A 13,901-nucleotide genomic window follows, 5' to 3' on the forward strand; every position below is an offset into this window, starting at 1 on the left:
AGTCCATCGCCCGCGACCGGTATTGCGGTGGCCTCACCATGTGCGCTGACGTGCCGCTGGGCGTCGCCGAATAGCGTGGACGCGGTGGGCGTCGTCGATCACGATGTCCGGGTGATGCTGCTGGTTCCCGCCGATGTGCTGCGTCCACGCCGCCCGGACCCACACTTCGCCGCCGAGGCGGACGCGGCGCGAGAGTCCGGCGTGGACGTCGCCCTGGTCGACCACGACGCCCTGGCTCGCCCCGACGGTGTGCAGCGGGCGGTGGCCCGGGTGACCGGCGGTGGTGAGGCGGTCTATCGCGGCTGGATGCTGACCAGCGCGCAGTACGCGGCGTTCGCCGGAGCGTTGGCGCGGCGCGGGGTGGTCCTGCGCACCAGCCCGCAGCAGTACCGGCGGGCGCACGAACTGCCCGAATGGTACCCGTGCCTGAAGCGGATGACCCCGGCCTCGGTCTGGACGACCGGGACCGATCGTGTCGCCTTCGACGAGGTGTGCGCCCTGTTGGGCGGCGGCCCGGCCGTGCTGCGTGACTACACGAAGTCGATGAAGCACTACTGGGACGATGCGATGTTCATCCCGGAGGTCGACGACCGGGCGGCGGCGTGGGCGGTGGCCGCCAGGTTCCGTGAACTGCGTGAGGACGACTTCGCCGGCGGGTTCGTCCTGCGCCGCTTCGAGCGCCTCACCGGCGCCGAGGTGCGTACCTGGTGGATCGACGGCGCCTGCCGGTTGGTCGGCCCGCACCCGGACACCCCGGGCGACCGCCCACCCCCGGACATGGACGTCACCGGGCTGGCGCCGTTGGTGGCGGCGCTTCGGCTGCCGTTCGTCACCGTGGACCTCGCGCTTCGCGCCGACGGCGTCTGGCGGGTCGTCGAAGTCGGCGACGGCCAGGTCAGCGACCGGCCAGAGGCCATCGCGCCGCAGGCCCTGGTCGCCGCGCTCATCACCGGCGGACAATGACCGTCGGGACCCGCCGCCCGCCCGGTGAGCATCCGCTTGCGCCGATGACACGGTGCTGCCGTTCGGATAGTCTTTCCGTCGGCACCGCGCCGGCCGAGCTCTGCTCCCGGCTTTCTTGTGGCTGACCGCAATCACTTCGCCTGCACGCGCCGGATCGCGGCCCGGAATCGGCGGTCGCCGCCGGCCTTTCGTGTCATGGGAGGGACGATGCCTGCGTACATCCTCACCGGGGCCTCGGGATCCGGCAAGACGGCCATTCTGCGCCAGTTGGAGATCGACGGCCATGCCGTCGTCGAGGAAGCCGCAACGGACGTCATCGCGCTCCAGCAGGCGCTCGGCCGGCCAGAGCCGTGGCGAGAGCCCGGCTTCGCCGACCGGGTGCTGGATCTTCAGCGGAGGAGGCAGTTCGCGGCTGAGGCGGACAGCCGTGGCGTCGTGTTCTTCGACCGTTCACCGGTCTGCACGTTGGCCCTGTGCCGCTATCTCGGCCTGACAGCGCCGGGTCACCTGTTCGAAGAGATCGATCGCATCGTCGCTGAGCGATGGTACGGGCGGACGGCCTTCTTCGTACGACATCAGGGCTTCGTCCAGGCCACCGCGGCTCGTCGGATCAGCTTCGAGGACGCGCTCGCCTTCGAGAAAGTCCATGAACTGATCTACCGCGAGGTCGGATTCGATCTCTTCGAGGTTCCGGCGGCGCCGCTTCCGGTTCGTGTGGCCGCGGTTGCGCAGTTTGTGGGCCGACTGGGCCACCTGCCCTGAGGTGACCTTGTCGTACGCCTCGACCGAGACACCTGTCCTGGATTCGGATCAGTCGTTTAGCCCGATGGGCGCATCGTCAGGTCGGTGCGGGGCGGTGAGGTGATCCGGTCGTGAGTGTCCTGCGCAGGAAGTCGGTCGAGCAGTCGATCCGCGACACGGAGCAGCCGGAGCACCGGCTGCGCAAGGATCTGTCCGGGCTGGATCTCACCGTGTTCGGCATCGGGGTCATCATCGGTACGGGGATCTTCGTGCTGACGGGGGTGGCGGCGCACCGGACCGCGGGGCCGGCGGTCGCGCTGTCCTTCGTCGTGGCCGGCATCGCCTGTGCGCTGGCGGCGTTGTGCTACGCGGAGTTCGCGTCCACCGTGCCGGTCGCCGGCAGCGCCTACACCTATTCGTACGCGACGCTCGGTGAGCTGGTCGCGTGGATCATCGGTTGGGATCTCATCCTGGAGTTCGTCCTGGCCGGCGCGACGGTGGCGGTGGGCTGGTCCCAGTACTTCGCGGTGCTCCTGGAGACGATCGGGGTGACGCTGCCCGCCGCCGTCAGCGGCGGCGCGGGCAGCCTGTTCAACGTGCCCGCCACGCTCGTCGTGCTGCTCCTCACCGCGGTCCAGGCCGTCGGCCAGCCGTTCATCGCCAACCTGATCACCGTCGGCGCGCTCGCCGGGCTGACCACGGTGGTCATGATCCTGATGCTGGGGCAGAGCCGGGTAGCGTTCGCCATGAGCCGTGACGGGTTGCTGCCACGCTGGTTGGGCCGGGTGCATCCCCGCTTCGGCACCCCGCACCGCATCACCGTCATCGTGGGCCTGGTGGTGGCCGTGCTCGCCGGGTTCATCCCGCTGGAGGAACTCGCCGAACTGGTCAACATCGGCACCCTTTTCGCGTTCGTCCTGGTCGCGGCCGCGGTCATCGTCCTGCGCCGCACCCGGCCGGACCTGCCCCGCGGCTTCCGCGTCCCCTGGGGGCCGGTCATACCGGTGCTCGCGATGGTCGCCTGCGCCGTGCTCATGCTGTTCCTCGCCGTCGCGACCTGGCTGCGCTTCTTCGCCTGGATGGCCCTGGGCCTGCTCGTCTACTTCCTCTACGGCCGTCACCACAGCCGGCTGGCCCTCGGTCGGCAGGACGGCCGGCGCATGCCCGACCAGCCGGACCTGGACACCGGGTTCGGCTCCGCGTCGCCGCCGCCGCGATGACCGCCGCCGCCGGGCGGGATGACCGCCGTCGCCGTACCCGTCCGGTCGCCCGACACCGCGCCGATCGGGCGGCCCGACGGCGAAGCCCCGGTCGGCCCCGTGTCCGACCCGGACTTCGCCTTCACCTGGTCAGGGACTTCGCCGGTCAGGTGATCCGGCGCTGGATCCGCCAGAGGCCGAAAAGGGTCAGCAGCCCGGCGGCGAGGAGGTAGAGCCCGGACTCCAGGAACTGGAACGGCCAGTAGCGGCGGTGCGGCTGGTAGGTGATCTCGACGTGCAGGTCGAGGTCGCCGAGGCAGCGTGCAGCGGCGCCGAACCTGCCGGAGGCGGGGACGGCCGGGTCGTCCGGGGCGGAGAGGCAGTCGTTGAACGTGCGGCTGTCGAGCGTACGACCGGCACGGGTACGCAGGTCGCTGACGTCGGTCACCCAGGCATCCCGGACGGTGATGCCTCTGACCGTGGCGCCGTTGGTGATGCTGCCCAGGGCACGTGCCTCGTTGATCGCGTCCTCGGTCATGGCCCTGTCGACGGTGACCGGCGGCATCAGGTGCGGCCGGACCAGATTCGGCACCGCGAACTGGACCACGAGGATGGCCAGCACGGTCATCGCCATCGCCGGCAGCGTACGCCGGGTGAGCAGCCCGACGACGGCGCCGAAGACGAAGGCGAACGCCGCGTACGCGATCGGTGCGATGTTGCGGGCGCCGAACACGACGGTGCTGAACCGGGCGTCGGCGACCGCGTCGACCGGGCTGGCCGCCCAGGTGAGCAGGAGGCTGGCCACGCCGGCGGCCGTCATGCTGCCGACGCCGACGACCAGCAGTTTCACGAGCAGCCAGCGGCGGCGGGTGACGCTCTGGTTCCAGACCAGTCGGTGGGTGCCGGCCTCCAGTTCGCGGGCGATCAGCGGCGCGCCCCAGAACATGCCGACGACGGCGGGGACCAGCCCCAGCAGCGCGGCCAGGAAGAGCAGCAGGTTCTCGTAGTCGGCGGCGAACTGGGCCAGCGCCCGGGTGCAGTCGCCCTGCGGCCGGCACTGGGCCAGGTAGCCGTCGCGCGCCTGTCGGATGTCGAGGCCAAGGTGGAGAAGGTAGGCGGTGAGCAGGGCGAGGGCGGCGACGCCGACCAGCGCCGGGGCCCGGAACTGCCGGAGACTCATCCAGATCATCGGACTACCTCCCCGGCCGCGGTCACCGTGCGGCCCGCGGGCATCCCGGCCGCCCGGCTCATGTACGCGAGGACGAGTTCCTCCAGGCGCACGGGCTCGACCGTCCAGGCGGTCTCGGGCCGCAACCGCGGCGCGCGGACCACCGCCCGGCTGTACCGGTCGGTGTGCTCGATTCCGATCACGTCGAGCCCCGGGGGCCGCTGATCCAGCGCCCCCCGGGGCGCGACCAGGCGATGGTGGTCGGCCAACAGGTCGGCCACGTCACCGGCGATCTGGACCCGGGAGGCGCACAGCACGATCAGGTGGTCGCAGACCAGCTCCACGTCGCCGAGCAGGTGGGAGGAGAGGATCGCGCTGGCCTCCAACTCGGAGACGAACTCCATCAGGTTCCGCAGGAAGCCGTTGCGGGCCAGCGGGTCGAGCGCGGCGGCCGGCTCGTCGAAGATGAGCAGCTCGGGCCGCTTCGCCGCGGCCATGGTCAGGGCGAGTTGGGCGCGCTGGCCGCCGGAGAGGCCGCCGGCCTTCTGCGCCGGGTCCAGCCCGACCTGCGCGATCCGCCGGTCGGCGAGGCTTCCGTCCCACGTGGGATTGAGTCGGGCGCCCATCCGCAGGTGCTCGGCGACGGTGAAGCTCCCGTACACCGGCGTGTCCTGGGCGACGAAGCCCACCCTGGCCAGGTGCGCCGCGTCCGCCGCCGGCGGGGCGCCGAGGACCCGCAGGGTGCCCGAGGTCGGGGCGATCAGCCCGCACGCCAGTTGCAGCAGTGTCGACTTGCCGGCGCCGTTCGGGCCGACCAGGCCGATCACCCGGCCCCGTGGGATGGTCAGATCGCAGTCCGTCAACGCGGTGTGGCGGTCGTACCGCTTGGTCAGCCCCTCGGCCCGCAGGACCGGTTCGGAGACGTCTTGTGGCATGGCCACATCCTGCGAGGGGCGCCGCCGGCGGATCATCGCTCCACAGCACGGTTCCCCCGGGCCGGACCGTACTTTTGACCGGTTCGCCCCGCTCACCGTTTCCCTAGGCTGGCAGGCATGAGCCTTGGCGGGGTGAGGATGGACCGGTTCGCCGGCGCCGCCGCCGACGTGGCGCTCGGCGGGGCCTTCGGTGTGGCGATCCTCGTCGAGGCCGTCGCGATCGCGCAGAGCTGGGGCGTCCGCTACTGGCTCTTCGGCGGGGCCGCCGCCGCCGTGGTGTGCCTGCTCGCCCTGCTGCGCCGGTGGCATCGGGGCTGGCTCGCCGCCGCCGGGCTCACCGTTGCCGCGCTGACCATGCTGGTCGCCCGGCTGGCCCACCTGCCGGCCGAGCCGGGTCCCGCGATGGCGCTCGCACTGGCGGTGCTGGTCGGTGCCGCCGTACGTGCCCTCGCGCCCGCGCCGGCGGGCGCCGTGGCCGCCGCCGGGCTCGGAATCGTGGTGGGCAGTCAGCTCGCCGCCCGCCCCTCGCCGGGGATCGCCGCCGTCACGAGCCTGGCCGGGCTGGCCTGGCTGGCCGCCGTCGCGGTCGGGCTCTCCCTGCGCCTGGTCGACGCCCGCAACCAGGCCACCACCGAGAAGATCCGTCAGGACGAGCGACTGGAACTGGCCCGTGAGCTGCACGACGTCGTCGCCCACCACATCACCGGCATCGTCCTGCAGGCCCAGGCCGCCCAGCTGGTCGCCGGCAAGCATCCCGACAGGCTGCCCGGCACCCTCGCCGGGATCGAGTCCGCCGGCTCCGACGCGCTCGCCGCGATGCGCCGGGTGGTCGGCCTGCTCCGCGACGCCGCCGATGCGGCGCCCGCCTCGCCCGGCCCCGAGCGGCTCACCACCCTGGTCGACCGGTTCACCGGGCAGGGGCCACCGGCGCGGCTGCGGATGCCCGGGCGGACGGACGACTGGCCGCCGGAGGTGACCAGCACCGTCTACCGGATCGTGCAGGAGGCGCTGACGAACGTGGCCCGGCACGCGCCGCACGCCCGAGCGGTCACCGTCACTGTCGAGCAGGACGACAAGGAGATCACGGTGGAGGTGGTGGACGACGCGCCACCCGCGCCCGCGCGACACGGCCAGCGCGGCGGGTACGGCCTGATCGGCATGCGGGAGCGCGTGCAGAGCCTCGGCGGCGCCCTGCGGGTCGGCCCCCGCGCCGGCGGCGGCTGGTCCGTGCTGGCCACCCTTCCCGTGCCCGCCAGGACGACACGATGACCATCCGCGTGCTGCTCGCCGACGACCAGGCGATGGTCCGCGGTGGCCTGCGGCTCATCCTCGAGGACCAGCCGGACATCACCGTCGTGGCCGAGGCCGCCGACGGCGTCGACGCGGTCGCCCAGGCCCGCCGGCTCCGCCCCGACGTCTGCCTCGTGGACATCCGCATGCCCCGACTCGACGGCATCGAGGTGACCCGGGCGCTCGCGGGACCCCAGGTTCCCGAGCCGATGCGGGTGGTCGTGGTGACCACCTTCGACCTCGACGAGTACGTCTACGGGGCGCTGCGTTACGGCGCGGTCGGCTTCATCCTCAAGGACGCCGGGCCGGCGCTGCTGGTCGAGGCCGTACGCGCGGCCCACCAGGGCGACGCGTTGGTGTCGCCGTCGGTGACGCTGCGGCTGCTCAGGCACGTCACGTCCACCGTTCGGCCGACCGCCGGCAGGCGCGCCCCCAACCTCACCGAACGGGAGCTGGAGGTGGTCCGGGAGATCGCCCGGGGGCGTACCAACCGGGAGATCGCCGCCGAGCTGTTCATCTCGCTGAGCACGGTCAAGAGCCACGTCTCGGGGATCCAGACGAAGCTGGACGCCCGCAACCGGGTGGAGATCGCCGCGTGGGCGTGGGAGAACCGCGTCGTGGAGGGCACCTGACGGGCGTCGGACCTCGCCGTCAGCCCATAATGGACGGCCGCCGGCGGTCGGTTCCCTTTGTGGAACCGATCAAGCCGGTGCTCCCGTGGACCGCGTGATGTGGGGGGTGAGCAGGGCCGAACTACTGTCGTTTGGGAGCAGGGGGGCGAACTCGAACTACGATTCATGATTTGGCACGATCATCATTGTGTCGGATGCGCAGTACAGCTACGTGGGACCGCCGGACGCGCCGGACCGGTATGAGCTGATCGAGCGGCGCGCCGCTGGTGGCGAGGGTGAGGTCTGGCGAGCTCGCGAGCACCACGGAGACGTGACGTTCCCGTACGCGGTGAAGATCCTCCGGCTGCCGGCGGAGGACCAGACCGACCGTGGCCTGGAGGGCCTCCGGCTGCAGGCGGCGCTGGCGATTCAACTCGAACACCCGGCGCTGGTGAAGGTCAAGGAGGTCTTCGTCGGCCCGGCGCCGCATCGGGCCGGAGAGTCCACCACGGACACCGGACCCCGACTGTACTTCGTGATGAAGTGGATCGAAGGCCGCAGCCTCCAGGAGATGCTGGAGAGCGGCGGGGTACGCGGGTTGGACATCCTCGAGCCGCTCGAGCCGATCGCCGAGGCCATCGACTACCTGCACAGCGGCCAGGACACCGACGGCGTACCGGTTCTGCACCGGGACATCAAACCGGCCAACATCCTGGTCTCCGGCAGCGGGCGGGCCTATCTGGTCGACTTCGGCCTGGTCCGGCTGCGCAGCACCAGCGGCACCGCGCGGGTGTACGGCACGGCGCCGTTCATGGCACCTGAGTCCCTGGCCCGGGGTGAGTACACCCCGGCCACGGACCGCTACGCCCTCGGCGCGACCGTCTACTACGCGGTGACCGGCGAGATGCCGGTGCCCGGCGACGTCGACGGCATGACCCGGCGGCTCACCGCGTCACTCGGCCCGGGGCAGGACCGGGTGATCCGCGGGATCCTGTCGATGATCGCGGTGGCCGCCGAGCGCCGGCCGGCCGCCGCGGCGGCCTGGGTCAACGCGCTGCGCGCCGCACCGCCGCAGACCTCGATCGGCGCGGCACCGTCGCTGTCCCCGCCGCCGCCCGCCCCTGAGCCGTCGATCCACTCCCTGCCGCCCACCTCCGGGCCGAGCTACCCGCTGCCGCCCGGCTCTCCGCTGCCGGCCATCTCCGGGCCGCCCGGCTCTCCGCCGCCGCCCACCTCCGGGCCGCCCGGCTCTCCGCCGCCGCCCACCCTCGGGCCGTCGAGCTACCCGCTGCCGCCCGGCCCGCGGCCGGCGGGGGCACCGGCGTCGTCGGACTACCCGCTGCCGCCCGGCCCGGGGCAGTCAGGCTTCCCCGGGGCGCCCGGCCAGCCCCGGAAGAAGTCCAAGACCCCGATGATCATCGGAATCGTGGCGACGCTCCTCCTGGCCGCCTGCTGCGCGCCGGCGGTGTTGAACCTCGTCCGGTACAACCTGCCCGGCGATCTCGGTGCGAGTCCGACCCCCAGCGTCGACCGTGCCTCCCCGCCGCCCGAGGTGACCGCACTGGAGCCGGTGCTGCTGTCGGTGGCCGACGTCGGGTCCGCGATGAAGGTCGACCGCGAGTCGGTCAAGTCGAGCGCCACCACCGACCCGCTGCACCATGGCCTGACCAAGCTTGCGCTCTGCTCGGACGGCAACGTTCGCGGCGATGCGATCGGTGCCCACAGCAGCAACGGCTACTGGGTGTCCAGCGGCCAGTACCCGTACCTCGGCTCGGCGGTCGCCGGCTTCTACGGCAACGCGGCCGATCCGTTCCTCGACGCCGTCCGCAAGGCGGCCGAGCGGTGCGGTTGGCGACCGTTCACGGTGCCGAAGCTGGGTGAGGAGTCGCTCGGGATCACCGTCAGCGGCTCCAGTGGCGTCTACGCGATGATCTTCGTCCGGTCGGGTCAGACGCTCTTCCAGGTCGCGATCCAGAACGACTACGAAGGTGGCAGCGTCCAGAGCGACCTGATCAAAATGGCGACGTCGATGGCCAAACGGCTGCCGAAACCCAAGACGAAGCGATGACCGCCTCCGAGGCGGGTGACGACGTGAGCGTCACGCTGCTGGTCGGCGTACCCGGCGGGGGCGGGGAGCGACGGGTCACGGCGGCCGGCGGGCCGTTGCGGATCGGCCGTGATCCCCTCTGCTCGATCGTCCTGGACGACCCGCGGGCCTCGCGGGAGCACCTGGAGCTCACCTACCGGGCCGGGCGGTGGCACCTGCGTGACCTCGCCAGCCGCAACGGCACGTTCCTCGACGGCCGCCAGGTGCACGAGCTGGAGCTCACGGTCGCCTACGCGGTGCGGCTCGGCAACGCCGACGACGGTCCGGTGCTCACCTTCCGTCCGGAAGGGCTTCCCGCTGTCCCGCCGACGGTGACCGGTCCGGCACAGCCGGCCCCGTCGGCCGAGGCGCCGCCGAGCGGGTCCGAATCCGCGGCCGAGCCACCACCTGGCGTACGATTCGCGCTGGGCCGGACTCCCTCAGCCAGCTACCCGACCGCGGATCGGATCCGGATCGGGCGGGCGCCGGAGAACGACATCGTCCTCGACGACCTGCTGGTCTCCCGCTACCACGCCGACCTTGTCCGGGACGGCGCCGGATTCCGCGTCATCGACCTGGGTACGCGCAACGGCACGTACGTCAACGGGCGGCAGATCCAGCAGGCGGTGCTGAACGGCGGGGACCTCCTCTCGTTCGGGCACCACCAGATGGTGTTCGACGGCATCACGCTGCACGACTACGTGGACGCCGGCCGGGTGTCGTTGCGTGCCGAAGGGCTCGGTGTCACGGTCGGCGCGCGGAACCTGCTCTCGGGGGTCTCGTTCGAGCTGGACGAGTGCAGTCTGCTCGCGGTGGTCGGCCCGAGCGGTGCCGGCAAGTCGACGCTGCTGGGGGCGCTGACCGGCAACCGCCCGGCGCAGGCCGGCACGGTGCGCTACCAGGACCGCGACCTCTACGCCGAGTACGCCGACCTGCGGCACCGCATCGGCCTGGTGCCGCAGGACGACATCCTGCACCGCCAGCTGACCGTACGCCGTGCCCTGCGCTACGCGGCCGGGCTGCGCTTCGGCGCCGACGTGACGCCTGCGGAGCGGGACCAGCGCATCGACGAGGTACTCGCCCAGCTCGCCCTCACCGCGCACGCCGACCAGCGCATCGACACGCTCTCCGGTGGACAGCGCAAGCGCACCTCGGTGGCGCTGGAACTGCTCACCGAGCCCTCGCTGCTCTTCCTCGACGAGCCGACCTCCGGGCTGGACCCGGCGCTGGACCGCGACGTGATGCACGGGCTGCGTGAGCTGGCCGATCGCGGCCGGACCGTCGTGGTGGTGACGCACAGCCCGCTGCACCTGAACGTGTGCGACCGGGTGCTGGTGCTCGCCCGCGGCGGCAAGGTCGCCTACTTCGGCCCGCCGGACGAGCTGCTCGACTTCTTCGGGGCGGCCGAGTACGCCGACGTGTTCACCGCGGTCGCCGCCGAGCCGGACGTCTGGGCCGCCAAGTTCGCGGCCACCCGCCCGCCCGTCAAGACCGCACCGCCGAGCGAGCGGGCGGCGGCCACCGCGTCACCGCCGCGCCAGGGATGGTGGCGGCAGATGGCGATCCTCGCCCGCCGTACGGTCGCCGTCACCCTCGCCGACCGGTTGTACGCGGCGCTTTCCCTCGGCCTGCCGGTTGGTCTCGCCGCCCTGCTGCATGTGGTCCCCGGTTCCGACGGTCTCGGGCTGCCCGCACAGCCGCCCGGACGTAGCACCGAGGCCGCCCAACTGCTGGTCATCCTGACCATCGGCGCGATCTTCATCGGGCTGGCCGGCGGCATCCGGGAGTTCGTGGGGGAGGGCGCCATCTACCGCCGGGAACGGGCGGTGGGCATGGCGCCCGGCGCCTACCTGAGCGCGAAGCTGGTCGTGTTCGCCGTACTGAACGCGTTCCAGGCGGCACTGTTCGTCCTGCTCGGCATGGTGGGCCGGCCGGCGCCACCCGAGGCGCTCGTGCTGGGCGTGCCGATGGTGGAGCTGATCGCGGTGGTCTGGCTGACCACACTGGCCGCCACCGTGCTCGGGCTGCTGGTCAGCGTCTACGTGTCCACGAGCGAGCAGACCATGCCGGTGCTGGTCGGGCTCGTGATGGCGCAGCTCGTGCTCTGCGGCGGGCTGTTCGCCGTGGTCGAGCGCGCCGGTATCGAACAGCTCTCCTGGCTGGCTCCGGCCCGCTGGGGGTACGCCGCCGCAGCCGCCACGGTGGACCTGCGCGCGATAATGGTGAAGCCCACGCCGGACGCGCTCTGGGCGCACACCACCGGCGCGTGGAGTTGGGCGGTGGCTGTCCTGGCCGGCCAGACCGTCCTGCTGACCGCGGCGGTGCGGTGGGCGCTACGCCGCCACGAGCCCGTACTGGAGAGCCGGAGGAACCGCACGTGAGTCGCCGTAAGGATTCTGCCGCCGCCCTCGACGCCGTTCTACGCGACGGCTGGAGCAGTGCCTGCCGGCTGTACGAGCACCTGGCGCGCGGCGGCCAGCTGGCCGCCCTGCCGCCCAGCGGACTGCGGCTGGGCCAGAACGAAACGATCTTCAGCGACACGGTGCTGGGTTACGCACGCTTCTACGGCACTACGGTGCAGTACCGGGAGAGCAGCAACTTCTGGTTCGGCTCGACGGGCTTCGTGCTCGCCGGCATGGCCACTGACGCCATCAGCAACGCCAGTGCGCGCAGCCGCGCCCAGGCGATGGCGGCGGCGCAGTGGCGGGACCAGGCGCAGGTGCGGATGATCCTGACCAACCAGCGGTTGCTCGGGGACTACCGGGGCAACCTGCTGAGCTTCTGGCACAACGGCGTACAGGAATTCACCGCCGACCTGACCCAGTGGTCGTTCATCCTCCGCTATCAGGAGGGCAATCCGCTGATGCTGCACGGCCCGGCGGCGCCGTGGTACGCGGTGGCGGTCGCCTGGCTGGTCTTCGGCCCACAGGGCATGCACCTTCCGGCGCTCGCACCGATAAGCGCAGCCGTCGCGCAGCGTGCCCGTGCCATCACCGGCGAGGTCGTGTCCGACCAGTAGTGCTCCGCCGGTCGCCTCGGGTTGGGGGTCCGCCGCGCAGGGCCGTTGTCCGGCGCGGCGGTCGTCGAGTGCTCGGCCCTCGGCCCGGCCACGGACGTGGTCGCGGCGTCCGCGGATCGTCTTCGACCGGTCGGCGTCAACGGCCGACGTCGAACGACCCCACCTTCTCGGCGAGCCAGGTCACGTCGGCGCCGCTCGGCACCTCGACCGGCGCGGACCCCCGGCGGAAGACCCGCGCGCCGGCGGCCACCCCGTCGAGGCGCATCGAGCCGCCGCGCACCCGTAGCCAGGTGCCCTCGCGCATGCCGAGCACCGGGACGTCGTTCTCCTCGAGGAACTGGGTGAGCCGCTCCTCCCGGGTCTCGCCCTGGTGCGTCGAGCCGGGGTCCGGGTCGAGGTAGTGGGGGTTGATCTGGAACGGCACGAGATTGAAGGTCTCGAAGGACGGCGGCTGGACGATGGGCATGTCGTTCGTCGTACGCAGGCTCGGCGTCGCGACGTTGGTGCCGGCGCTCGACCCGAGGTAGGGCATCCCCTCGGCCACCCGGGCGCGCACGACGCCGATCAGGTCGAGCTCGTGGACCGCCTTGACGAGACGGAAGGTGTTGCCGCCGCCGACGAAGACGGCCTCGGCGCCGGCGATCAGGTCGCGCGGCGTGCCCTCGTGTGCTCCCGTGACGGTGATGCCGAGCGGCTTCACGGCCCGCCGGACCGTGTCGGTGTAGCCGTCGTGGTCCGCCAGCGCGAAGGGGACGAACACGATCGACCGCCGGCCGTCGAGCGCCTCGAGGATCGCGTCGCGCGCATGCTCCAGGTAGGCCCGCCCGGGGGCTGTCGAGTTGGACAGGAGCAGGAGGTTCTGGTGGCCCTTGGTCATTGGTGTCTCCTTGATGCCGGTCTGGCACGTCGGCGCGGCGCTCAGGCCCGGGCCGTCCTGGTCTGCCGGGGTGCGGTTGCCGAGTTCGCCCGGCCCTCGAGCAGGGCGGACAGCTGCTCCGCCGCGGCCTGCAGTGCGGGCAGATGGTCCCGGATGTCGTCAGGACGCGCCGGGTACTTGCTCTCGCCGAGGCTGAGCGAGCCGACGGGCCGCCCCCTGAGCATGATCGGTACGGCGAGCGCCCTGGTGGCGTAGTCGTACTCGCCCTCGGAGTAGGCGTAGCCCTGCGCGGCGGTCTCGACGAAGAGCCGTTCGAGCTCGTGCTCGTCGACCTTCGTCAGCTCGGTGAACGTCGCGAAGACGCGACCGGAGATGAGGGCGCGGCGCTCGTTGCTGTCGACGAAGGCGAAGTAGCCGCGGGAGGTGGCGCCCGCGTTGGCCGGGTACAGCTCGCCGACGAGCGGATGACTGCGCAGCGGTTCGCCGCCGTTGACGGCGGCGACGCACCGGACGTGGAGCCCGTCCGGAACGGCGAAGATGGCCGTGCGGTCGGTCTGGAAGGCGAGCGGCTCGAGCACCCGCTGCGCCAGGGTGGCCAGCCCTCCCGTGCGCTCCCAGACGGCGGCCATCCGCCACATCGTCGGTCCGAGGCTGTAGCGCCGGGTCACCGGATCGGCGCTGAGGAAGCCGCGCGCGGCGAGCGCGGCGAGGATCCGCTGCGCGGTCGACTTGTCGATGGCGAAGGCCTCGGCAAGCTCCATGACGCCCCAGTCGCGGCGCCGCTCCGTGAACGACAGGAGCACCTCCAGGGCGCGGTCCACGGTCTGGAGCGGCGAGCGGGGGCGGGCGCCGTTGTCTGACATGGGTCCTCCGGGATGGGTGGGACGGGTCAGAACCTACCGCACCCTGAGTCAGCTCGGGATGCCCTCTCAAATACAGAGAAAATATTGCGCGCAGACGTCGGGCGAGCGAATCCTTGGCGCCGAGACCCAGGTCAGACCCCCTGAAGCGC

12 protein-coding genes are annotated in these 13,901 nt (G+C 72.1%); 8 read left to right on the plus strand and 4 right to left on the minus strand.

The features are described from left to right. Positions 1-84: 84 nt before the first annotated feature. The 3 genes from ABGB16_RS06695 (at position 85) to ABGB16_RS06705 (ending at position 2,924) form a co-directional block, all read left to right on the plus strand. Positions 85-963, plus strand: a complete 879-nt coding sequence (locus tag ABGB16_RS06695; protein ID WP_347667073.1) for an ATP-grasp domain-containing protein — start codon at positions 85-87, stop codon at positions 961-963. 207 nt (positions 964-1,170) lie between these two features. After that, positions 1,171-1,725 (plus strand): AAA family ATPase, encoded by a 555-nt coding sequence (locus ABGB16_RS06700; protein WP_347667074.1) that lies wholly within the window; start codon positions 1,171-1,173, stop codon positions 1,723-1,725. Positions 1,726-1,835: 110 nt separating this feature from the next. Next, entirely contained in the window at positions 1,836-2,924 is a 1,089-nt protein-coding gene (locus tag ABGB16_RS06705; RefSeq protein ID WP_347667075.1) for an amino acid permease, read from the plus strand. Between the two features lie 145 nt (positions 2,925-3,069). Here ABGB16_RS06705 and ABGB16_RS06710 read toward each other — a convergent pair whose 3' ends face one another. Both ABGB16_RS06710 and ABGB16_RS06715 read right to left on the minus strand, forming a co-directional pair. Next, the gene (locus tag ABGB16_RS06710) at positions 3,070-4,083 is read right to left on the minus strand and encodes an ABC transporter permease subunit (RefSeq protein ID WP_347667076.1); all 1,014 of its coding nucleotides are present in this window, start codon (positions 4,081-4,083) and stop codon (positions 3,070-3,072) included. 5 nt (positions 4,084-4,088) lie between these two features. Continuing rightward, entirely contained in the window at positions 4,089-5,006 is a 918-nt protein-coding gene (locus ABGB16_RS06715; RefSeq protein ID WP_347667077.1) for an ABC transporter ATP-binding protein, read from the minus strand. 117 nt (positions 5,007-5,123) lie between these two features. On the opposite strand from ABGB16_RS06715, the gene ABGB16_RS06720 reads away from it, so the two are divergent. The 5 genes from ABGB16_RS06720 (at position 5,124) to ABGB16_RS06740 (ending at position 12,012) form a co-directional block, all read left to right on the plus strand. Further along, entirely contained in the window at positions 5,124-6,275 is a 1,152-nt protein-coding gene (locus ABGB16_RS06720) for a sensor histidine kinase (protein ID WP_347667078.1), read from the plus strand. Continuing rightward, a complete protein-coding gene (locus ABGB16_RS06725) occupies positions 6,272-6,928 on the plus strand; it encodes a response regulator transcription factor (protein ID WP_347667079.1) in 657 nt (218 codons plus the stop codon). The genes ABGB16_RS06720 and ABGB16_RS06725 overlap by 4 nt, the downstream gene beginning before the upstream one ends. Before the next feature lie 187 nt (positions 6,929-7,115). After that, the gene (locus ABGB16_RS06730; protein WP_347667080.1) at positions 7,116-8,975 is read left to right on the plus strand and encodes a serine/threonine-protein kinase; all 1,860 of its coding nucleotides are present in this window, start codon (positions 7,116-7,118) and stop codon (positions 8,973-8,975) included. Next, positions 8,972-11,374, plus strand: a complete 2,403-nt coding sequence (locus tag ABGB16_RS06735) for an FHA domain-containing protein (RefSeq protein ID WP_347667081.1) — start codon at positions 8,972-8,974, stop codon at positions 11,372-11,374. Before ABGB16_RS06730 ends, ABGB16_RS06735 begins: the two co-directional genes overlap by 4 nt. Further along, positions 11,371-12,012, plus strand: a complete 642-nt coding sequence (locus ABGB16_RS06740) for a hypothetical protein (protein WP_347667082.1) — start codon at positions 11,371-11,373, stop codon at positions 12,010-12,012. The genes ABGB16_RS06735 and ABGB16_RS06740 overlap by 4 nt, the downstream gene beginning before the upstream one ends. Before the next feature lie 136 nt (positions 12,013-12,148). On the opposite strand, the gene pepE is transcribed toward ABGB16_RS06740, so the two are convergent. Both pepE and ABGB16_RS06750 read right to left on the minus strand, forming a co-directional pair. Continuing rightward, the gene (pepE, locus tag ABGB16_RS06745; RefSeq protein WP_347667083.1) at positions 12,149-12,889 is read right to left on the minus strand and encodes a dipeptidase PepE; all 741 of its coding nucleotides are present in this window, start codon (positions 12,887-12,889) and stop codon (positions 12,149-12,151) included. A 41-nt stretch (positions 12,890-12,930) separates the two neighbouring features. Then, positions 12,931-13,752: an IclR family transcriptional regulator gene (locus tag ABGB16_RS06750; protein ID WP_347667084.1), complete on the minus strand. Its 822-nt coding sequence runs from the start codon at positions 13,750-13,752 to the stop codon at positions 12,931-12,933. Between the last annotated feature and the right edge of the window lie 149 nt (positions 13,753-13,901).

The sequence above is a fragment of the Micromonospora sp. B11E3 genome, assembly GCF_039871625.1.
GTDB lineage: Bacteria > Actinomycetota > Actinomycetes > Mycobacteriales > Micromonosporaceae > Micromonospora.